This window comes from Laribacter hongkongensis DSM 14985 (assembly GCF_000423285.1).
In the GTDB taxonomy this organism is placed as follows: Bacteria; Pseudomonadota; Gammaproteobacteria; order Burkholderiales; family Aquaspirillaceae; genus Laribacter; species Laribacter hongkongensis.
Genome location: NZ_AUHR01000007.1, coordinates 1 through 20,626, shown reverse-complemented (window position 1 = coordinate 20,626; position 20,626 = coordinate 1). Strand labels below are relative to the sequence as shown.

Below are 20,626 nucleotides of genomic sequence, written 5' to 3'. Positions count from 1 at the left end.
GGATATGTCGTTTTTTCTCGAGGTTCTGGTCGGCGGACTGCTGGCCGGCGTGATGTATTCGCTGGTGGCGCTGGGATTCGTGCTGATCTACAAGGCGTCCGGCGTATTCAACTTTGCCCAGGGTGCACTGGTGCTGTTTGCGGCGCTGACTTTTGTCAGCCTGCAGGCCATGGGCCTGCCGTTCTGGGGCAGCCTGCTGGCGACACTGGTGATCATGGTCGGCATGGGTATCGCCATCGAGCGCGTGGTACTGCGGCCACTGGTCAACCAGCCGCCGATCACGCTGTTCATGGCCACCATCGGCCTGTCGTTTTTCATCGAAGGGCTGGCACAGCTGGTCTGGGGTACCGAAGTACACGGGCTGGAGCTCGGCATTACCGACGAACCCTTTGAAGTGGCCGGCGTGTTCATCTCCCGGTTCGACCTGTTTGCTGCCGGCCTGTCGGCCCTGCTGGTGGCCGTACTGGCCGCGTTCTTCCAGTACACCAAGCTTGGCCGCGCCCTGCGGGCGGTGGCGGACGACCACCAGGCCGCGCTGTCGGTCGGCATTCCGCTCCAGCACATCTGGGCGGTGGTGTGGGGCGTGGCCGGTTTTGTGGCGCTGGTTTCCGGCCTCTTGTGGGGCTCGCGCCTCGGGGTGCAGTTTGCCCTGACGCTGGTGGTGCTCAAGGCCTTGCCGGTGCTGATCCTTGGCGGGTTCACCTCGGTGCCGGGGGCAATCGTCGGCGGCCTGATCGTCGGGGCGGGGGAAAAGCTCGCCGAGGTCTATCTCGGTCCCTACCTCTCGGGCGGCATCGAAAACTGGTTCCCCTACATGCTGGCGCTGGTGTTCCTGCTGGTGCGCCCGGAAGGGCTGTTCGGCGAACGCCATATCGAGCGCGTCTAGCGCCCTGCCCTGGAGACTTGTCCCATGATTTATCGTGAATCCGGTCAGTTCAAGACCAGCTATCGTGCCGACAGCGTGATCTTTCCGATCGTGCAGGACCGGCTGTTTGTCGGCGCCCTGCTGCTGGCGGCCTTTGTCGCCGTGCCGGGGCTGGCCAGTGACTACCTGCTGTCCGGCATCCTGATCCCGTTTCTGGTGCTGTCGCTGGCGGCTCTCGGACTGAACATCCTGACAGGCTATGCGGGTCAGCTGTCGCTCGGTTCGGCCGCCTTCATGGCCGTCGGGGCCTTTGCCACCTACAACTTCATGCTGCGCATTCCCGGCCTGCCGCTGTTGCCGGCCCTGCTGCTCGGCGGTGGCGTGGCGGCGGTGGTCGGCGTGCTGTTCGGCCTGCCCTCGCTGCGCATCAAGGGGTTTTACCTGGCGGTGGCGACACTGGCGGCGCAGTTCTTCATCGAATGGGCGCTGACCAAGTTCGGCTGGTTTTCCAACTACTCGAGTTCCGGCGTGATCAGTGCGCCGGCCCTGGAGGTGTTCGGCCTGCCGCTCGATACTCCGGCCAGCAAATACCTATTCACCCTCGGCGTGGTGGCGGTCATGGCGCTGGCCGCCAAGAACATGGTGCGCTCCAGCATCGGCCGCGCCTGGATGGCGGTGCGCGACATGGACGTGGCAGCCGAAGTGATCGGCATCCCGATGCTGAAAACCAAGCTGACCGCGTTTGCCGTGAGTTCGTTCTATTGCGGCGTGGCCGGCGGGCTGTGGGCTTTCATCCTGCTGGGCACGGTCGATCCGCAGGCCTTTGACCTGCACCGCTCGTTCCAGATCCTGTTCATGATCATCATCGGCGGCGTGGGCTCGATCCTCGGCTCCTTCCTCGGGGCCGCCTTCATCGTGCTGCTGCCGATCGTGCTGAACCTGGGCGGGCAGCTGTTGCACGGTGCCGTCAGCTCCTCGTTCCTGTCCAACCTGGAAATGATGCTGTTCGGCGGCCTGATCATCTTTTTCCTGATCGTCGAGCCGCTCGGTCTGGCCCGCCTGTGGCAGATCGCCAAGGAAAAGCTGCGCCTGTGGCCGTTCCCGCACTGAGTCTTACCGGCAGTTCCCAGTCGTTCCAACAGAAGTACGACTTTTTCCACGAGGAGACACTCCATGCAAAAACGCATCCTGATCGCCGCTCTGGGTCTGGCCCTGGCCGGTACGGCACTTGCCGCCGAGCAGTTCATTCCGGTGCCGAGCTACCGCGTCGGTCCTTATGCCTCCGGCGGCACCAAGTACTACGGCGGCATGATTGACTACCTCAACTACGTCAACCTCAAGGAGGGAGGCGTGGGCGGGGTCAAGCTGGCCTACGAGGAGTGCGAGACCGAGTACAAGAACGACCGTGGCGTGGAATGCTACGAGCGGCTGAAAAAGAAGGGCGAATCCGGCGCATCGGCGTTCAACTTCATGTCGACCGGCATCACCTACGCCACCATGGACCGGGCCGACAAGGACAAGATCCCGCTGATGACCATCGGCTTTGGCCGGGCCGATGCCAAGGACGGCAGCGTGTTTCCGTACGTGTTCCCGCTGGTGACCAGCTACTGGAGCCAGGCCACTGCCAAGATCCAGTTCATCGGCCAGCGGCTGGGCGGCATGGACAAGCTCAAGGGCAAGAAGATCGTCAACCTTTACCACGGCTCGGCCTACGGCAAGGAAACCCTGCCGGTGCTGGAAGCCATGGCAAAGAAATACGGTTTTGAACTGGTCAACGTCGAAGTGCCGGCACCGGGCACCGAGCAGCAGTCGCAGTGGCTGGAAGTACGCCGCCAGCAGCCGGACTTCGTCATCCTGCGCAGCTGGGGCGTGATGACGCCGGCCGCGATCAAGGCGGCGGCCAAGGTGGGTTTCCCGCGCGACAAGATTGTTGCCAACTGGTGGGGTGGCTCGGAGGAGGACGTGATTCCGGCCGGTGAAGCCGCCAAGGGCTATATCGCCGGCAGCTATGCCGCAGACGGCAAGAGCTTCCCGCTGATCCAGGATCTGGAAAAAACCCTCTACGCCCAGGGCAAGGGCAACCTGTCCGACAAGGGCGCCATCGGCACCGTCAACTACAACCGCGGCGTGATCGGCGGCGTGATGCTGGTCGAAGCCATCCGGGTGGCCCAGGACAAATACGGCAAGAAACCGCTGACCGGCGAGCAGATCCGCTGGGGCTTCGAGCACCTCAACATCGATGCCGCCCGCCAGAAAACCCTGGGCATCAGCAACATGTTGCCGCAGCTCAAGACCTCGTGCAGCAACCACGAAGGTTCCGGCTATACCCGCTTCATGCAGTGGGACGGCAAGGACTGGAAGCCGGTTTCCGGCTGGATCGCGGCGGACAACAGCGTGCTGGACCCGCTGGTGAAGACCAGTGCCGCCAGGTATGCGCAGGAAAAGGGCATCACCCCGCGCGATTGCAGCAAGGAAAAATAATCCAGCCAGCGGCCCGTGCCGCCGCCCAGGCGGACGCGGGCCGTGTCGGAGAACGTCATGCAAACAGCCACGGCCACCGTGACCGCAGCGCATCCCGCCGTTGCCACCCCGTTCCTGCTGTCGGTCAACAACATCGAAGTCATCTACAACCACGTCATCCTGGTGCTCAAGGGCGTGTCGCTGGACGTGCCCGAAGGCCGCATCGTGGCGCTGATGGGCGGCAACGGCGCCGGCAAGACCACGACCCTGAAGGCGATTTCCAACCTGCTGGGCAGCGAGCGCGGCCAGGTGACCAAGGGCTGCATCGAATACCGCGGCGAGCGGGTGGAGGCCCTGTCGCCGGATGCACTGGTCAAGCGTGGTGTCGTGCAGGTGATGGAAGGCCGGCACTGCTTTGGCCACCTGACCGTGGAAGAAAACCTGCTGACCGGTGCCTATACCCGGAGCCTGGGCCGGGCCGGCATGCAGGCCGCCCTCGAGCGGGTCTACCACTATTTCCCGCGCCTCAAGGTCCGGCGCCAGAGCCAGGCCGGCTACACCTCGGGCGGCGAGCAGCAGATGGTTGCGGTCGGCCGCGCCCTGATGGCCAGCCCGCAGATGATCCTGCTCGATGAGCCGTCGATGGGGCTGGCACCGCAGATCGTCGAGGAAATTTTCGAGATCGTGCGCGATCTCAACCAGAAGGAACGGGTGAGTTTCCTGCTGGCCGAGCAGAACACCAGCATGGCCCTGCGTTATGCCGACTACGGTTACATCCTCGAAAACGGCCGGGTGGTCATGGACGGCGAAGCCGCCGCACTGGCGGCCAACGAGGACGTCAAGGAGTTTTATCTGGGACTGGGCGGCGAAGGACGCAAGAGCTTCCGCGAGGTCAAGCACTACCGCCGGCGCAAGCGCTGGCTGGCCTGAACCGCCGGTACCGTCCATTACAAGGAAAGAGGCTGTCGATGCATGCACCCGATCTGCGTGAATACCGCCCCCGTTCCGAACGGGAGGCCGAATGGTTCCGGCTGCTGCCGCGCCAGCTGGCGTGGGCCAGGGAGCACAGCCCGGCTTACCGGCGCCTGCTGTCGGACATTGATCCGGCCAGTGTTACCAGCTGGGAGGCACTGGCCCGCATACCGCTGACGCGAAAATCACACCTGCTGGCCGAGCAGATGGCCGAACCGCCGTTCGGCGGCTATGCCACGGTCGCAGCCGGAGCTGCCGGACGGGTGTTTGCCTCGCCCGGACCGATTTTCGAGCCGCAGGGCGAGCTGGCCGATCCGTGGCGCATGGGCCGTGCCTGCCGGGCTGCCGGCTTTCGCCCCGGCTGGCTGGTGCACAACAGCTTTGCCTATCACCTGACTCCGGGGGGATTCATGCTCGACCTTGGCTGTCGGGCCAGTGGTTGCGCCGTGTTTCCGGCCGGCCCCGGCCAGACCGAGCTGCAGGTCAACGCCATGCGTGCCCTGCAACCGCACGCCTACGTCGGCACGCCGTCCTTCCTGCACATCCTGCTGCAACGGGCGCAGGAACTGGGCGTGCTGCTGCCCCGGCTACGGCGGGCGCTGGTCAGTGGCGAAGCCCTGACTCCGGACTTGCGCACGGCCTTTGAGGCGGCCGGTCTGGAGGCTTTCCAGTGCTATGCCACTGCCGACCTCGGGCTGATCGCCTATGAGGGTGTTCCCGGCGGCGGACTGGTGTGTGACGAAGACGTACTGGTCGAAATCGTCCGGCCGGGTACGGGTGAACCGGTGCCGGACGGCGAGGTGGGTGAGGTGGTGGTGACTACTTTCCACCCGGCCTATCCGCTGGTGCGCTTTGCTACCGGCGACCTGTCGGCGTTTGCCGGTGAACCCAGCCCGTGCGGTCGTACCGGCCGGGTGCTGAAAGGCTGGCTCGGTCGCGCCGACCAGACCGTCAAGGTGCGCGGGCTGTTTGTCCATCCGGCGCAGGTACATGGTGTGGCGGCACGTTTTGCCGGCCTGGGCCGGGTCCGGCTGGTGGTCGGGCGCCACGAACAGCAGGACAGCCTGCGCCTGCTGGTGGAAACGCCGGAGCCGGCACTGGCACCCGCCGTGGCCGACATGTTCCGCGAGCTGGCGCAACTGCGCGCTGAAGTCGAGTGCGTGGCGCCGGGGTCGCTGCCCAATGACGGCCGTGTGATCGAGGATCGCCGGCCGCACTGAATGTCCTGCGCTCCGGTACGCGGGCAGACCCGCCCGGGGCCGTATCCATAAGTAGCAAGAGGAGAAACAACATGGCTGCCAACAGTCAACCGCCGAACCTGCCGCACCTGATCAACGGGGAATTCGTGCATTCCGATACCCGGCACTGGCGCGATGTCGTCAACCCGGCCACGCAGGAGGTGCTGGCACGGGTGCCGATGGCCACGCAGGCCGAAGTGGCGGCCGCAGTAGCGGCCGGCAAGGCGGCATTTGCCGGCTGGAAGCAGACCCCGGTCGGCACCCGGGCGCGGATTTTCCTCAAGTACCAGCAGCTGATCCGCACGCACATGGCCGAGCTGGCGGCCATCCTGACCGCCGAACAGGGCAAGACCCTGCTGGATGCCGAAGGGGACATTTTCCGCGGGCTGGAGGTGGTCGAGCACGCCGCCAGCATCGGCACGCTGCAAATGGGCGAATATGCCGAAAACGTGGCCGGCGGGGTCGATACCTATACGGTGATGCAGCCCCTCGGCGTGTGCGCCGGCATCACCCCGTTCAATTTCCCGGCCATGATTCCGCTGTGGATGTTCCCGATGGCGATTGCCTGCGGCAATACCTTCGTGCTCAAGCCGTCCGAACAGGACCCGATGGTGACCATGCGGCTGGTGGAGCTGGCGCTTGAGGCCGGCATTCCCGCCGGCGTGCTCAACGTGGTGCACGGCGGCGAGGACGTTGTGAACGCGCTGTGCGACCACCCGGACATCAAGGCGGTCAGCTTTGTCGGCTCCAGCCGGGTCGGCACCCATGTCTACCAGCGTGCCAGCCTTGCCGGCAAGCGCGTGCAGTGCATGATGGGCGCCAAGAACCACGCCGTGGTCTTGCCGGATGCCAGCAAGGAGCAGACGCTCAACCAGCTGGCCGGGGCCGCGTTCGGTGCTGCCGGCCAGCGCTGCATGGCGCTGTCGGTGGCCGTGCTGGTGGGCGAGGCGCAGGCCTGGATTCCGGAACTGGTGACCAAGGCCCGGTCGCTGACGGTCGGTGCCGGCCGTGACAATCCCGATCTGGGACCGGTGATTTCCCGGGCGGCACGTGACCGCATCCACGGCCTGATCGCCGGCGGCATCGAGGAAGGCGCCCGGCTGGAGCTGGACGGACGCGACATCGAAGTGGCCGGCCTGCCGCAGGGCAATTTTGTCGGCCCGACCATTTTCAGTGGCGTCACGCCGCAGATGGGCATCTACCGCGAAGAAATCTTCGGTCCGGTCCTGTGCCTGATGGGCGCCGACTCGCTGGACGAGGCCATTGCGCTGGTCAACGCCAACCCCAACGGCAACGGCACGGCCGTCTTTACCCAGTCCGGAGCGGCCGCCCGCCGCTTCCAGGAACACATCGACGTCGGCCAGGTCGGCATCAACGTGCCGATCCCGGTGCCGGTGCCGCTGTTCAGCTTTACCGGTTCGCGGGCGTCCAAGCTCGGTGATCTGGGGCCCTACGGCAAGCAGGCGGTGCTGTTCTATACCCAGACCAAGACCGTCACCAGCCGCTGGTTTGACGATGCTGCCGCACAAGGGCGCATCCACACCACCATCAGCCTGAGGTAGCGTCATGGACTTTGCCCTGAACGAACAGCAGCGCGCCTTCCAGGACAGTGCGCGCGATTTTGCCCGTCATGAACTGGCCCCGTTTGCCGCCCGCTGGGACGAAGAGGAAACCTTCCCGCTCGACACCTTGCGGCGTGCCGGCGAAATGGGCTTTCTCGGGCTGTATACCCCGGCATGCTACGGCGGACTGGAGCTGTCGCGGCTGGACAGTGCCATCGTGTTTGAAGAGCTGGCCCACGGCTGCACGTCGACCGCGGCCTACCTCACCATCCACAACATGGTGAGCTGGATGATCGCCAGCTTCGGGGCTCCGGCGCTGGCCGAAGCCTGGGTGCCGCGCATGGTCACGGGCGAGCTGCTGGGCAGCTATTGCCTGACCGAGCCCGGAGCCGGCTCGGATGCTACTTCGCTGTCCACCCGCGCCGAGCGGCGCGGTGACCATTACGTCCTCAACGGCAGCAAGATGTTCATTTCCGGTGCCGGCAGCACCCAGGTGCTGGTGGTGATGGCGCGTACCGGCGGCCCCGGTGCCAAAGGGGTGTCGGCTTTCGTGGTGCCGGCCGATGCCGCCGGTGTCCGCTACGGCAAGAAAGAGAAAAAGATGGGCTGGAACAGCCAGCCCACCCGCTCCATCTCGTTTGAGGAAGTGAGCATTCCGGTCGCCAACCGGCTGGGTGAAGAAGGCGAGGGATTCACCTTTGCCATGAAGGGGCTGGACGGTGGCCGCATCAACATCGCCACCTGTGCCGTCGGGACAGCCCAGGCCGCCCTTGATGCCGCACAGCGCTACGTTGGCGAGCGCCGCCAGTTCGGTGCGCCCCTGGCGCAGTTGCAGAACATCCAGTTCCGGCTGGCTGATATGCTGACGGAATTGGTGGCGGCGCGGCAGATGGTACGGCTGGCAGCCTGGCAGCTGGACCAGCAGCAGCCCGAAGCCGGCTGCTACTGCGCCATGGCCAAGCGGCTGGCCACCGATCTGGCATTCAACGTCGCCAACCAGGCACTGCAATGCTTTGGTGGCTACGGCTACCTGAAGGACTTTCCGCTGGAACGGCATGTGCGCGATCTGCGCGTACACCAGATTCTGGAAGGTACCAACGACATCATGCGGCTCATTATCGCGCGCCGTCTGCTGCAGGAAGGCGCGCCGGAGGTTTTGCGATGACGGATTATCCCGGTTTGCAGGTGGAAAAACGCGGCAGTACCGCCGTGGTTACCTTGTCCAACCCCCCGGCCAATACCTGGACCCGCGACAGTCTGGATGCGCTGGTGCGGCTGGTTGACGATCTGGAGGCCGATGCCGGCATCCGGGCACTGGTGCTGGTGGGCGAGGGCAGCAAGTTCTTTTGCGCCGGCGCCGACCTCAAGCTGTTTGCCGACGGCGACAGCGGTACGGCGGCCGTGATGTCGCAGGCCTTCGGCCGCGCGTTCGAGCGCCTGTCGGCCTACCGTGGCGTATCGATCGCTGCCATCAATGGCTACGCCATGGGCGGCGGGCTGGAGGTCGCGCTGGCCTGTGACCTGCGCGTGGCCGAGGCCCAGGCGCAGCTGGCGCTGCCCGAAGCCAGCGTCGGCCTGTTGCCGTGCGCCGGCGGCACCCAGCTGCTGCCGCACCTGGTCGGCGAGGGCTGGGCCAAGCGGCTGATCCTGCTGGGCGAGCGCATCGACGCCGCCACGGCCGAGCGCATCGGTCTGGTCGAGCAGGTGGTGCCGGCCGGCGAAGCCTTGCCGGCTGCCTTGGCGATGGCCGAGCGGGCTGCCCGCCAGAGTCCGGACAGCGTGGTGGCGTGCAAGCGGCTGGTGCAGGCTGCCCGCACGTTGCCGCCGGCACTCAACCTGCCGCTGGAGCGCGAGCTGTTTGTCGGCCTGTTTGCCGGCTCCAACCAGCAGGAAGGGGTCGGTGCCTTCCTGCAAAAGCGCCCGCCGGTCTGGCAGGTCGCCGGAAAGGAGCACGCATGAATCCGGTGCCTTCCGTCATTTTTTCCGAGCAGCTCACGCCCGGCGGCCAGCGCATTGCCACGGCGCTGCTCAACAGCGAGCGTACGCTCAATGCCCTGACGCTCGACATGATCCGGTTGCTGGCCGAGCGGCTGACCCGCTGGCAGCATGACCCGGACATCGCCCTGATCGTGCTGGCCGGCAGTGGCGACAAGGCCTTTTGTGCCGGTGGCGACATCCGGGCCTTGCGCCGCCAGCTGGTCGAAGAACCGGAACCGTGTCCGCATCCTTTTGCCACGGTCTACTTCACCGAGGAATACGCCCTCGATTACCTGATCCACGCCTGCACCAAACCGGTGCTGGTGTGGGGTGACGGCATCGTGATGGGCGGCGGGCTGGGGCTGCTGGCCGGTGCCAGCCACCGGGTGGTGACCGAAACCACCCGCATGGCCATGCCGGAAATCAACATCGGCCTGTATCCCGATGTCGGCGGCAGCTGGTTCCTCAACCGCATGCCAGGACGCATCGGGCTGTTCCTCGGGCTGACCGGGGCGCCGCTCAACGCGGCGGACTGTCGCTACGTCGACCTCGCCGACTACGCCATCGCCCGCGAACACCAGCTCGCCATCATGGCGCAACTGGCGGCCACCCGCTGGTCGGAGCAGCCGGCCGACAACCACGTCCGCCTGAGCGAACTGCTGGCCGGCTTTGCCGCCCGTTCCGTCGACATCATGCCGGCCGGACGCCTGCAGGCGCATTTTGACCGCATCCAGGAACTGACCGATGCCGCTACCCTGCCGGCGCTGGCCGCCCGCTTTGCCACTGCCCGTGACGATGTCGATGTCTGGCTGCGCGAAGCCGTGCGCGGCTTTGCTGCCGGATGTCCGGCCACCGCGGCGCTGACCTGGGAAATCCGCCACCGGGCCCGTCACCTGTTGCTGGCCGAGGTGTTCCGCATGGAACTGGTCCTGTCGGTGCGCTGCTGCTCGATGGGCAACTTTACCGAAGGCGTACGTGCCCGCATGGTCGACAAGGACAATGCACCTCGCTGGCAGCCGGCTACGCTGGAAGACATCCGGCCTGACTGGCTGGAGCAGCATTTCACTTCGCCGTGGGCCGAGTCGCCTCTGGCACATCTGGGAGAAAGCGCATGAGTCGCGTCGCGTTTGTCGGTCTGGGCCACATGGGGGCGCCCATGGCCAAAAACCTGTTGCGGGCCGGTTTTCCGCTGCAGGTGTTCGATCTCAACCTGGATGCCGTCAACGAGCTGACCGCGGCGGGAGCCCGCGGTGCGGCAGACGTGCGGCAGGCCGTACAGGGCGCCGAGGTGGTGGTGTCGATGCTGCCGGCCAGCCGGCATGTCGAAGGCCTGTATCTGGGGGACGAGGGTGAATCCGGCCTGCTGGCGCTGCTGCCGGCCGGCACGCTGGTGATCGACTGCTCCACCATCAGCCCGCACAGCGCCCAGAAAGTTGCCGCTGCCGCTGCCGCCAGCGGTATCGACATGATCGACGCACCGGTGTCCGGTGGTACGGCCGGTGCCGCCGCCGCCACGCTCACCTTCATGGTGGGCGGCAGCAATGCCGCGCTCGACCGTGCGCAGCCCCTGCTGGTGGCCATGGGCAAGAACATCTTTCATGCCGGGGGCAGCGGGGCCGGACAGGTGGCCAAGGTGTGCAACAACATGATCCTGGGCGTGCAGATGATCGCCGTCAGCGAGGCGCTGGCCCTTGGGGCCCGCCAGGGGCTGGACGTCCAGGTGCTCTCGGGCATCATCGACCAGAGCTCCGGTGCCAACTGGGTGACCGAACGCTACAACCCGTGGCCGGGCGTGATGGAAAACGCGCCGGCCAGCCGTGGCTATACCGGCGGTTTCGGTGCCGACCTGATGCTCAAGGACCTCGGCCTGGCGGTCGAGTCGGCCATCGAGGTCAAGGCGGCCGTACCGCTGGGCGGACTGGCGCGCGAACTTTATGCCCAGTGGAGCCAGAGCGGCCACGGCGCGCTGGATTTTTCCAGCATCGTCGGCCTGTTTGTGCCACGCGAAACCGGCGGCTGCCGCTGACCGGCCTCTTGCTGGTCACAACCCGGAGGGGGCGCAGGTTGCGCCCCCGTTTTCATGCGCCGCCGCCCAGTGCCTGGTACAGGATGATCTGGCGCCTGTACTGCTCGAAGCGGTTGTCGAGCCAGCCGGTTTCCGCCGTGCGCCGGATCTGCTGCGCATCCAGCCAGTCCTTGAGGCTGGTGGCGCCGACGCGGTAACGCACGCCGTACAGCCGTTCCACTTCACGTGCCGCCGCCAGCGAGGCCGTCAGCCGTGCATCCTTTTCGGCCAGCTGCTGCCGTGCCGACAGGCTGTCGTGGACTTCCTTCAGTGCACCGTACACCGTCTGGCGGAACTTGGTCTGTGCCTGCTGGTACTCGTTTTCCGACACCTGGACCGACAGCCGTCGCTCGTTCCAGTTCAGGAACGGCAGGGTCAGCTCCGATGCCAGCACGCCGAGCGGATTCTGCAACAGCTGACCCAGTGCCACCGAGCTGGTGCCGAGCGAGCCGGTCAGGCTCAGCACGGGATAAAAGCTGGCCCGGGTGACATCGACGGAAGCAAGACTGGACCGCAGCCGCAGCTCTGCTGCCATCAGGTCCGGCCGGCGGGCCAGCAACCCGGCGGGCAGCCCGGCCGGGACTTCCGGCGGACTGGCCTCCGGCAGCAGCGACGGCTCCGGCAACACGCGCCCGGGCGGGCCGTCCAGCAGGATGGCCAGTGCGCTGCGGGCTTCCTCGCGTTGCTGCATCAGGTCGGTTTCGCTGGCCTTCTGGCTTTCCAGCGACTGGCTGGCCGACAGCACTTCCAGCCGGGAGGCAGCGCCGGCGCGGTATTGCGCCTCTACCAGCTTGAGGGTTTCTGCCGTGTAGGCGGTGTTGGCCTGCGCCAGCGTGAGGCGCTGGTTGAGATAGCCCAGCTGCCAGTACAGGGTGGCGGTGCTGCCGATCAGCGTCAGCCGGGTGCCGGCGAGATCGGCCGCCGTGGCTTCGGCTTCCCATTGGCTGGCATCGTGCTGGCGCGACAGCTTGCCCCAGAGGTCGACTTCGTAGCTGAGTCCGCCGGTCAGTCCGTAGGCATGGGTGACGCTGTCTCCCTGTCCCAGCTGGCGGCTGGCATTGCCGGTCTGGCGGACCGACACACTCGGCAGCTGGTTGCTGAACGCCAGCCCGGCCCGCAGGCGTGCCTGTTGCAGGCGCAGGCCGGCCACGGCCAGATCGTTGTTGCGGGCCAGCACTTCGTCGACCAGGGTGTTGAGCGCCGGATCGTTGAACGCCTGCCACCAGTTGGCGGTGGTCTCGACACCGGCCGGCAGGGCGGGCGGTGTCCAGCGGGCCGGCAGGTCGAGTACCGGAGCTTCATAGGGCGTGCTGGTCCAGCTGGCGCAGCCGCCGAGGGCCAGCAGCAGGGGCAGGAGGACAAGAGGGCTTGTTTTACGCATGGATCAGTCCCTCGACAGGGCGACGACCGGATCAAGCCGGGCGGCATTGCGGGCGGGCAGGTAGCCGAACAGCACGCCGATCAGGGTGGAGCAGGCAAAGGCGGCCACGATGGAGGTGGCCGAATACACCATGCGGAAATTGCTGACGAACTGGTCGAAGGCGACGCCGATGGCCAGCGACAGGCCCACGCCCAGCACGCCGCCCAGCAGGCAGACCATCACCGCCTCGATCAGGAACTGTTGCAGGATGTCGCTCTGGCGCGCGCCGACGGCCATGCGCACGCCGATTTCACCGGTGCGTTCGGTTACCGACACCAGCATGATGTTCATGACGCCGATGCCGCCGACCACCAGTGAAATCACTGCGATCATCGACACCAGCAAGGTCATGGTGGCGGTGGTGCTTTCCACGGTCTGGCGGATGCTGTCACTGTTCATGACGAAGAAATCCCGGGTGCCGTGGCGCTGGGTCATCAGCTTCACCAGCGCCGTTTCGGCGGCCTGGGTCGAGACACTGTCGCTGATGCGCACGGTGATGCTGTTGAGGTAGTCGCGCCCCAGCAGCCGGCCCATGGCGGTGGTGTACGGAATCCACAGGTTGAGGGTTTCACTGTTGCCGAACACGCTTTTCTGTTCTTCGGTCACGCCGATCACCCGCACCGGCAGGTTGTTGACCAGGATCACCTCGCCCAGCGCATTGCCGCTGCCAAAGAGCTTTTGCCGGGTATTGGGATCGATCACCACTTCCTGGGCGTAGCGTGTCACCGCTTCGGCATTGAAAGCCTGGCCTTCGGCCAGCCGCACACCCTTGACCTGGAAATACTGCTGGCCGACGCCGCGCACCTGGCCGGTCAGCGCCGTATTGCCGACCCGCAGCGTGGCGCTGGTGCTGACGCCCGGCGTCACGCTGTCGACAAAGCCCTGCTCGGCCAGTGCTGCGGCATCCCGGTCGTTGAGGGTGTGGATGGCCGACGACTTGCGGTCGCCAAAGCCCTTGCCCGGGTAGATATCGATGGTATTGGTGCCCATGGCACTGATGTCGGAGAGGATCTGCTGGCGTGAACCTTCGCCCAGCGCCACCACCGACACCACCGAGGCAATGCCGATGATGATGCCGAGCATGGTCAGGAACGAGCGCAGCCGGTGGGCCAGCATGGCCCGGCCGGCCATCACGAAGGCTTCGCGCAGGCGGTCGAGCCGGGCACGCCAGCCGCCGGCCGGTGCCTCGGCCGCTGCCGGCAGGGCCGGTGCCGCTTTGCCGGTGGCCCGGGCAGTGGCGGCATCGCTGACGATCTGGCCGTCCTTGAGGGTAATGATGCGTTCGGCGTGCTCGGCGAGGCCGGCGTCGTGCGTCACCATGATGACGGTGTGGCCCTCGGCGTGCAGCTCGTGCAGGATCGCCATCACTTCCTGGCCGCTGTGGCTGTCGAGGGCGCCGGTCGGCTCGTCGGCCAGGATCACCTCGCCGCCGTTGACCAGCGCCCGCGCAATGCTGACGCGCTGCTGCTGGCCGCCGGACAGCTGGCCGGGACGGTGGTGCAGGCGGTTGGACAGGCCCAGCCGTGCCAGCAGCCGGCTGGCGCGTTCGCGGCGGCTGTCCGGCCGCAGGCCGGCGTAGATGGCCGGGATTTCGGCATTGCCCAGTGCGTCGAGGTCGGACAGCAGGTGGTAGCGCTGGAAGATGAAGCCGAAGGTTTCACGCCGCAGGGTGGCCAGTTCGTCCGGCGACAGCCGGCGGGTTTCCTGGCCCTTGACGCAGTAGCGGCCGCGGCTGGGCCGGTCAAGGCAGCCGAGGATGTTCATCAGCGTCGACTTGCCGGAGCCGGAGGCGCCGACGATGGCGACCATTTCACCGGCCTCGATGGTCAGGTGGATGTCCTTGAGGATGGCGACCGTGTCGTCGCCGGCGGCAAACTCGCGCCAGACGCCGTCAACGACCAGCAGGGGGAGCGTGTGCGGCATGGCTCAGAATCCCATCGGCGAGCGGCGGCGGCCACCTGACTGGCTGGGCGGGGCACCGGCATCCTGCTCACCGACAATCACCCGCTCGCCTTCTTTCAGGCCGCTTTTGACTTCGGCCCGGACGTTGTTGTTGAGGCCGACCCTGACCGTGCGGGTTTCGGCCTGTCCGTCGGCATTGAGCACCCGCACCGTGTAATCACCGGACGGCTGCCGTTCGCCCAGCGCGGTCGAAGGGATCGTCAGCACGTTTTTGGCTTCGGCCAGCACGATCGAGACCTGGGCGGTCATGTCGATGCGCAGCTGCCGGTGCGGATTGTCGACGTCCATCAGGCCGTAGTAGTAGATGGCGGTCGAGCCGGCGCTGCTGCCGCTCGAGCTGCTGCTGCCGGTGGTGCTGGTGTCGTCGCTGAGTGCCACCGGGCCGGGGTCGATCGAGCGCAGGGTGGTGCGGTAGCGGGTGTCGGGCGCACCAAGGATGGTGAAATACACCGGCAGCCCGGGCTTGATGCGCGGCACGTCGCCTTCGGAAATTTCGGCCTTGACGGTCATGGTGTCGAGCTGGGCCAGCTTGATCAGTGTCGGCGTGGTCTGGGCGGCGTTGACGGTCTGGCCTTCTTCCACCGGCAGCGATACCACCACGCCGTCGATCGGCGCCACGATGGTGGTGTAGCCGAGATTGAGCCTGGCGGTGCTGACCTTGATGCGGGCCTGCTCGATCTGCGCCTTCAGCTGGCCGACGTCGGCGCTGGCGCTGTCGAGGCTGGCGCGCGCGGCGTCGAAGGCTTCGCGCGAGGTGGCATCGTCCTTGAGCATGGTTTCCTGGCGCACGAAATCCTGGCGTGCCTTGGCCAGGGTGGCGGTCTTGCCGGCCAGCTGCGCCTGGTAGGCGGCCAGCTGTGCCTCGGCATCCAGCAGGGTGTTCTGCTGGGTGCGAGGGTCGATTTCGGCCACGAGGTCGCCGGCCTTGACCGCCTGGCCCAGTCCGACGTGCAGCTTCTTGATCTGGCCGGACACCTGGGCACCGACGCTGACCTGCTTGTAGGCCTTGATGATGCCGGTGGCCAGCACGGTGTCTTCCAGGTTGCCGCGGCCGACCTTGGCGGTGGCGTAGACTTGGGCCGGCTGGCGGGGCCAGAACAGCCCGGCCAGCAGGACGGCTGCGACCAGGACCAGTCCGGTCCGGACACGGCGCTGCTTGAGGAGGGAAGGCAGGGTAAGGGACATGGCGGACATCCGGCGCGAAGCGCCCTGAATACAATGGCGGGATCTGGATGCAAACAGCCGAACCGGCACGCGGTTCGGCTGTCAGGTGCTCAGGCGGCAGGAAACAGCTTACAGCCCGGAAAACGGCAGGCCGTTGTCTTGCACGGGCGGCTGGCCGGCCGGGCCGCCGCGGTGCGGCATCATGCCGGCCTGGTTGTGGTGCTGCATGAATTCGTCACGGCTGAGGAAGCCGTCCTTGTTGGTGTCGATCTGGTCGAACCACTGGGCCAGGCGCGGAGCCTGGCGGGCTTCGTCGCGGCTGATCTTGCCGTCCTTGTCGGCATCAAGCCAGGCAAAGCGCTGGTCGGCCATGTGGCGGAACATTTCGCTGCGGTCGATGTAGCCGTCCTTGTTGGCATCGATCAGGTCGAAGTTCTGGCCCAGCTGCGGGTTGGCTTTGGCTTCTTCACGACAGATCCGGCCATCGCCGTCGGTATCCAGCCGGTTGAAGCCGCCCCCTTGGCCGCGATGATGGCCACGCGGCATTTCGTCGCGGGTGAGGAAGCCGTCCTTGTTGGTGTCGAGGCGGTCGAAGTTCTGGCTCAGGTACGGACGGGCCCTGGCTTCGTCGCGGCTGATCTTGCCGTCGCCGTTGACATCAAGGCTGGCCCAGCCGCCGCCACGTTTGCCGTGGTACGGGCGGAAATGGCCGCGCGGCAGTTCGTCGCGGGTGAGGAAGCCGTCCTTGTTGGTGTCGAGGCGGTCGAATTCCTGGGCCAGGCGCGGCATGGTCTGGGCTTCTTCACGGCTGATCTTGCCGTCGCCGTTGGTGTCGCAGTGCGGACCGTAATCACCGGGGCGGGCCATGGCGGCGCCGGCGGTCAGGGCCAGGGTTGAAGCGATCAGGGCAGCGAGCAGGGTACGTTGGCGGGGCATGTCGGGTCCTCCTGTTTTGATGCTGCCCAGTATGGGCGGTGACCGTGAGGGAATTCGGCAGGAAATGTGAAAGAACTGTGGAACGTGGAGCCGTTACGGTTCGAACTTGTAGCCGACACCGTAGACCGAGCGGATCGGGTCGGCATCCGGCTGCACCTGGGCCAGTTTCTTGCGCAGGTTCTTGATGTGGCTGTCGACGGTCCGGTCCGACACCACCCGGTGGTCGTCATAGACATGGCCCAGTAGCTGGTCGCGCGAGAACACCCGCCGGGGCGAGTCCACCAGCACTTCCAGCAGCCGGAATTCCACCCGGGTCAGCTCCAGTTCGTGGCCGTGGTAGCTGGCCGTCAGCGTGTCCGGGTCCAGCACGAAGGGGGTTGCCTGGCTGTCGGCGGGCATTGCGGCTGCCGGTGCGGCCGCAGCGGGCTGGCTGCGGCGCAGTACCGTGCGGACGCGGGCCACCACTTCGCGCGGGCTGAACGGCTTGCAGATGTAGTCGTCGGCACCGATCTCCAGACCGAGCAGGCGGTCGGATTCTTCGACCCGGGCCGTCAGCATGATGACCGGCAGGCTGGAAAAGCTGCGCAGCGCGCGGCACAGCGACAGGCCGTCCAGCCCCGGCAGCATCAGGTCAAGCAGCATCAGGTCGGGAGGGGCGGCCCGCAGGCGGTCGAGTGCCGTCAGGCCGTTGTCGAGGCATTCGACCTCGAAGCCGGCAGCGTGCAGGTAATCGGCCAGCAGCTGTGCCAGCTTGGGTTCATCCTCGACCACGAGGATGCGGGCAGGGGGAGAGGAAGGAATCATGTCGGACGCAGGGGAAAAGTCAGGTGCAGGGCCAGTCCGCCCAGTTCGGACGGTTCGGCGAGGATGTCGCCACCGTGGGCCAGGACGATTTCCCGGCAGATGGCCAGACCAAGGCCGGAGCCGCCGGCCGCCCGGCGGCGCGAGCTGTCGGCCCGGTAAAAGCGGTCGAACAGGTGTGCCTGCTGCTCGGGCGTGACGCCAGGAGCGCTGTCTTCCCAGTCGAGTTCCAGCGCTTGCGGGGTCTGGCGGCAGCGGATGCGCAGCGTGCCACCCGGGTCGGTGTAGCGCAGGCTGTTTTCAAACAGGTTGTGGAACAGCTGGCGCAGCCGGTCCGGATCGGCAAGCAGTTCGGCATGGCCGGGCAACTGGAGCTGCAAGTGCAGCTGGCGTCCGGCCAGCCGGTCGGCAAAGGCGCCGGCAACGGCATTCAGGCATTCGGGCAGGTCGGTCGGACGCTTGTGGTAGGCCAGCGCGCCGGCATCGGCCAGCGACAGGGCGTGCAGGTCGTCGACCAGTTTGGTGAGCAGTGCCACTTCGCCGGCCAGCGAGCCCAGGGCTTCGGGCGTGAGCGGGCGCACGCCGTCTTCCAGGGCCTCGATTTCACCGCGCAGGACTGCCAGCGGAGTGCGCAGTTCGTGCGAGACATCGGCGATCAGTTGCCGGCGCAGGGTTTCGTTGCGGGCCAGGGCATGGGCCAGCTGGTTGAAGTCGTGCGCCAGGGCACCGAGTTCGTCGCGGCGGTTGTCGGTGACGCGGATGTGGTAGTCGCCGGCTGCCAGCCGGTGGGTGGCGCCGGCCAGTTCGCGGATCGGCCGCAGCAGGCTGCGGGCACTGACCAGGGCTGCCAGTGCGGCCAGCAGCAGGGCGAGTCCGGCCGTCCAGAGCATGGTGCGCTGCTGCTGGGCATAAAAGCGCAGGTCCGGCGGTTCGGCCAGGTGGCGTGAAGGATTGCCGATGACCCAGCCGACGGTGCGGCCGTCGACCACGACGGCACGGCGCAGGGCATTGTGCAGGTCGGGCTGGCCGCGTCCGGCGATGATGGTTTGTCCTTCGGCGTCGAGGAGCCACAGGCGCGGCATCAGCGGGTCGTGCGTAGAGGTGCCGGCTTCGTCGGCCAGCGAGCGCATCAGGCGGGGCCAGGCGCGGGGGTCGTCAAACAGGAATGCCCAGCCGCCGTGGCTGGTGTAGGTATCGGCCAGTTCGCTGGCGACCGTGGTGACCCGTTCCCGGCCCATGCGCTGCACGAAATCCTGGAAGTCGGCCTGAACGCTCCAGCGCCAGACGGTGGCGATGCCGACGACCAGCAACAGGCAGGTTGCCAGCATGATCAGGAAGAGCCTGCCGGTCAGCTTGAGCGAGGGAAGGGCGGTCAAACGCATGTGTGCCACTCTAGCGCGTCTGTTGCCGGGGAGCCAGCCAGGGCCTTCACCGGTTCAGCCCGTCCGGTGGGCCGAGTTCGGTCATGACCCAGTTGCAGAAGGCCCGTACCCGCGGGGACAGGAACTGCGGGCGCGGGGTGAGCAGGTGCATGGGCCAGTCGCGCAGGTGCCATGCCGGCAGGACGCGTTCGAGCTGGCCGGAGGCGATGTAGGGCGCAACCAGGTGCAGGGGGGACTGGAATATGCCCAGTCCGGCCAGTCCGGCCTCCAGCAGCAGGTTGTCGTCGTCGAAGGCGACGGCCCGCTGTACCGGGACGTGATGCAGGCTGTGTTCGCTGTAGAGCGGCCAGACTTCGGGGGCGGTGGAACCAGGGACGAAATAATCAATGACCGGGTGGGCCAGCAGGTCGTCCGGTTCGGTGACAGGGGCGTGACGGGCCAGGTAGCGGGGTGTGGCGCACAACACGATGCGGGCCGGGCACAGGGGCCGGGCGACGTAGTCCGAGTCGGGCAGTTTGCCAAAACGGATGGCACAGTCGAGTCCTTCCCGTACCAGACCGGCTTTGCGGTCCGAGCAGGAAAACAGCAGTTCGACCTGCGGGGCCTGTTCGCGGAAAGCGACCAGCCGCCGGATCAGTGGCGAGCGGGCCAGGCTGGAAGGCACTTCGCACCAGATGCGGCCTTGCAGGCGTTCGCGCTGCGGATTGATTGCAGCGGCAGCGGCATCGACCTGCGGCAGCAGGTGCTGGCAGTGCCGGAGGTAAATTTCACCCTCGGGAGTCGGGCTGACATAACGGGTCGTGCGTTGCAGCAGCCGTGTTCCCAGCTGGTGCTCCAGCGCACTGACGAGTTTGGTGACGGTGGCTTTGGCACAACCCAGCTGGTCGGCGGCCCGGGTAAAGCTGCGGGCTTCGGCAACCCGGACGAAGGCCCGCATGGCATCAAGCGTATCCATGCCGTGATTGACTGTTTCCGGACTGGAAACAGTCAATATACATGTCTCGTCTTTATTCCGGGGCGGGCAAGGTCAAACAATAAACACAAGTGCAATGCGAATTGCGGTTGAAAATTCTTTTGTCTCGGGAGTTTGTCATGGATGTGCTGGTGTTTATGAGCGGGATGCTGGTAGTGGCGCTGCTGTGGTGTGTCGACAAGACTGTGGGGCTGCCGGGTCGTCAGGACTGATGCCATTGCTGTCAGGCGCAAAGTCGGCTTGCATCCGTTCCGATAGCGTCTATGTTCAGATGGCAACAGGGATGTTCTTCATTCGCCTGCCGGGTAACACCGGCAGGCGATTTTTTTGTGGCGCGGTTGCTGGTTGATACAGATCGGTCATGACTATCCGGGGCTACTGGATCAGGCTTTGGACACGGTACTGGAGCCGGGAGAGCAGGCGGCATTTGCGCGTTGAGCCGGGGTGGGCGGATTTTTTTGCCGGGAATTTCGTTTTGAAACAGGTGGATGCCGGATTGTTGCAGGTTTTGTGGGGTTGGGTGTTGACGAGTTGTGGAGAGGTGGGTATAGTTCGCCACCTCGCTGCACGACGCAGCGCCGGCTGGTCCGGGAAGCTCTTTAACAAACGAACAACCGATAAGTGTGAGCGCTTGTGGAAACCCACAGGCTCGCACTTCAAATAGACGCAAGGAAAAACATTTTCTTGTCGTTTCTTTGAGCAAGCCAAGTACTTAGCTGAGATTGAACGAAAGAGTTTGATCCTGGCTCAGATTGAACGCTGGCGGCATGCTTTACACATGCAAGTCGAACGGTAACAGGGACTTCGGTCTGCTGACGAGTGGCGAACGGGTGAGTAATGCATCGGAAC

General features: G+C 66.0%; 17 protein-coding genes and 1 rRNA gene. 11 read left to right on the top strand and 7 right to left on the bottom strand.

Annotated features, from left to right (window positions below; all coding sequences use genetic code 11):
- Nucleotides 1-4 precede the first annotated feature (4 nt).
- From G542_RS0108310 to mmsB, 10 genes are all read left to right on the top strand, one after another.
- Nucleotides 5-886 carry a branched-chain amino acid ABC transporter permease gene (locus G542_RS0108310; protein ID WP_012695702.1) on the top strand — a complete coding sequence of 294 codons (882 nt, stop codon included), beginning with the start codon at nucleotides 5-7 and terminating at the stop codon, nucleotides 884-886.
- 24 nt (nucleotides 887-910) lie between these two features.
- The gene (locus tag G542_RS0108305; RefSeq protein WP_012695703.1) at nucleotides 911-1,975 is read left to right on the top strand and encodes a branched-chain amino acid ABC transporter permease; all 1,065 of its coding nucleotides are present in this window, start codon (nucleotides 911-913) and stop codon (nucleotides 1,973-1,975) included.
- A 63-nt stretch (nucleotides 1,976-2,038) separates the two neighbouring features.
- Entirely contained in the window at nucleotides 2,039-3,346 is a 1,308-nt protein-coding gene (locus G542_RS0108300) for an ABC transporter substrate-binding protein (RefSeq protein WP_012695704.1), read from the top strand.
- A gap of 57 nt (nucleotides 3,347-3,403) precedes the next feature.
- The gene (locus G542_RS0108295; protein ID WP_012695705.1) at nucleotides 3,404-4,255 is read left to right on the top strand and encodes an ABC transporter ATP-binding protein; all 852 of its coding nucleotides are present in this window, start codon (nucleotides 3,404-3,406) and stop codon (nucleotides 4,253-4,255) included.
- Between the two features lie 38 nt (nucleotides 4,256-4,293).
- On the top strand, nucleotides 4,294-5,517 hold the full coding sequence (locus G542_RS0108290) for a phenylacetate--CoA ligase family protein (protein ID WP_027823864.1): 1,224 nt from the start codon (nucleotides 4,294-4,296) through the stop codon (nucleotides 5,515-5,517).
- A gap of 71 nt (nucleotides 5,518-5,588) precedes the next feature.
- On the top strand, nucleotides 5,589-7,097 hold the full coding sequence (locus G542_RS0108285) for a CoA-acylating methylmalonate-semialdehyde dehydrogenase (RefSeq protein WP_027823863.1): 1,509 nt from the start codon (nucleotides 5,589-5,591) through the stop codon (nucleotides 7,095-7,097).
- A gap of 4 nt (nucleotides 7,098-7,101) precedes the next feature.
- Nucleotides 7,102-8,262, top strand: coding sequence for an acyl-CoA dehydrogenase family protein (locus G542_RS0108280; RefSeq protein WP_027823862.1), 1,161 nt, complete (start codon nucleotides 7,102-7,104; stop codon nucleotides 8,260-8,262).
- Nucleotides 8,259-9,056: an enoyl-CoA hydratase gene (locus G542_RS0108275; RefSeq protein WP_012695709.1), complete on the top strand. Its 798-nt coding sequence runs from the start codon at nucleotides 8,259-8,261 to the stop codon at nucleotides 9,054-9,056. The genes G542_RS0108280 and G542_RS0108275 overlap by 4 nt, the downstream gene beginning before the upstream one ends.
- A complete protein-coding gene (locus G542_RS0108270) occupies nucleotides 9,053-10,189 on the top strand; it encodes an enoyl-CoA hydratase/isomerase family protein (protein WP_027823861.1) in 1,137 nt (378 codons plus the stop codon). Before G542_RS0108275 ends, G542_RS0108270 begins: the two co-directional genes overlap by 4 nt.
- Complete coding sequence (mmsB, locus tag G542_RS0108265; RefSeq protein WP_027823860.1) at nucleotides 10,186-11,100, top strand: 3-hydroxyisobutyrate dehydrogenase; 915 nt, start codon at nucleotides 10,186-10,188, stop codon at nucleotides 11,098-11,100. The genes G542_RS0108270 and mmsB overlap by 4 nt, the downstream gene beginning before the upstream one ends.
- A 52-nt stretch (nucleotides 11,101-11,152) precedes the next feature.
- Here mmsB and G542_RS0108260 read toward each other — a convergent pair whose 3' ends face one another.
- The 7 genes from G542_RS0108260 to G542_RS16345 form a co-directional block, all read right to left on the bottom strand.
- Nucleotides 11,153-12,520, bottom strand: coding sequence for an efflux transporter outer membrane subunit (locus G542_RS0108260; RefSeq protein WP_027823859.1), 1,368 nt, complete (start codon nucleotides 12,518-12,520; stop codon nucleotides 11,153-11,155).
- A 3-nt stretch (nucleotides 12,521-12,523) separates the two neighbouring features.
- Complete coding sequence (locus tag G542_RS0108255; protein ID WP_027823858.1) at nucleotides 12,524-14,482, bottom strand: MacB family efflux pump subunit; 1,959 nt, start codon at nucleotides 14,480-14,482, stop codon at nucleotides 12,524-12,526.
- Between the two features lie 3 nt (nucleotides 14,483-14,485).
- The gene (locus G542_RS0108250) at nucleotides 14,486-15,706 is read right to left on the bottom strand and encodes an efflux RND transporter periplasmic adaptor subunit (RefSeq protein ID WP_027823857.1); all 1,221 of its coding nucleotides are present in this window, start codon (nucleotides 15,704-15,706) and stop codon (nucleotides 14,486-14,488) included.
- A 108-nt stretch (nucleotides 15,707-15,814) separates the two neighbouring features.
- Nucleotides 15,815-16,621: an EF-hand domain-containing protein gene (locus G542_RS18980; protein WP_051189977.1), complete on the bottom strand. Its 807-nt coding sequence runs from the start codon at nucleotides 16,619-16,621 to the stop codon at nucleotides 15,815-15,817.
- A gap of 93 nt (nucleotides 16,622-16,714) precedes the next feature.
- The gene (locus G542_RS0108240; protein WP_012695716.1) at nucleotides 16,715-17,425 is read right to left on the bottom strand and encodes a response regulator; all 711 of its coding nucleotides are present in this window, start codon (nucleotides 17,423-17,425) and stop codon (nucleotides 16,715-16,717) included.
- Nucleotides 17,422-18,804, bottom strand: coding sequence for an ATP-binding protein (locus G542_RS0108235; protein ID WP_027823856.1), 1,383 nt, complete (start codon nucleotides 18,802-18,804; stop codon nucleotides 17,422-17,424). The genes G542_RS0108240 and G542_RS0108235 overlap by 4 nt, the downstream gene beginning before the upstream one ends.
- A 46-nt stretch (nucleotides 18,805-18,850) precedes the next feature.
- Nucleotides 18,851-19,759 (bottom strand): LysR family transcriptional regulator, encoded by a 909-nt coding sequence (locus G542_RS16345; RefSeq protein WP_034985373.1) that lies wholly within the window; start codon nucleotides 19,757-19,759, stop codon nucleotides 18,851-18,853.
- 742 nt (nucleotides 19,760-20,501) lie between these two features.
- Here G542_RS16345 and G542_RS0108220 point away from each other — a divergent pair.
- Nucleotides 20,502-20,626 (top strand): 16S ribosomal RNA (locus tag G542_RS0108220); the annotation flags it as partial.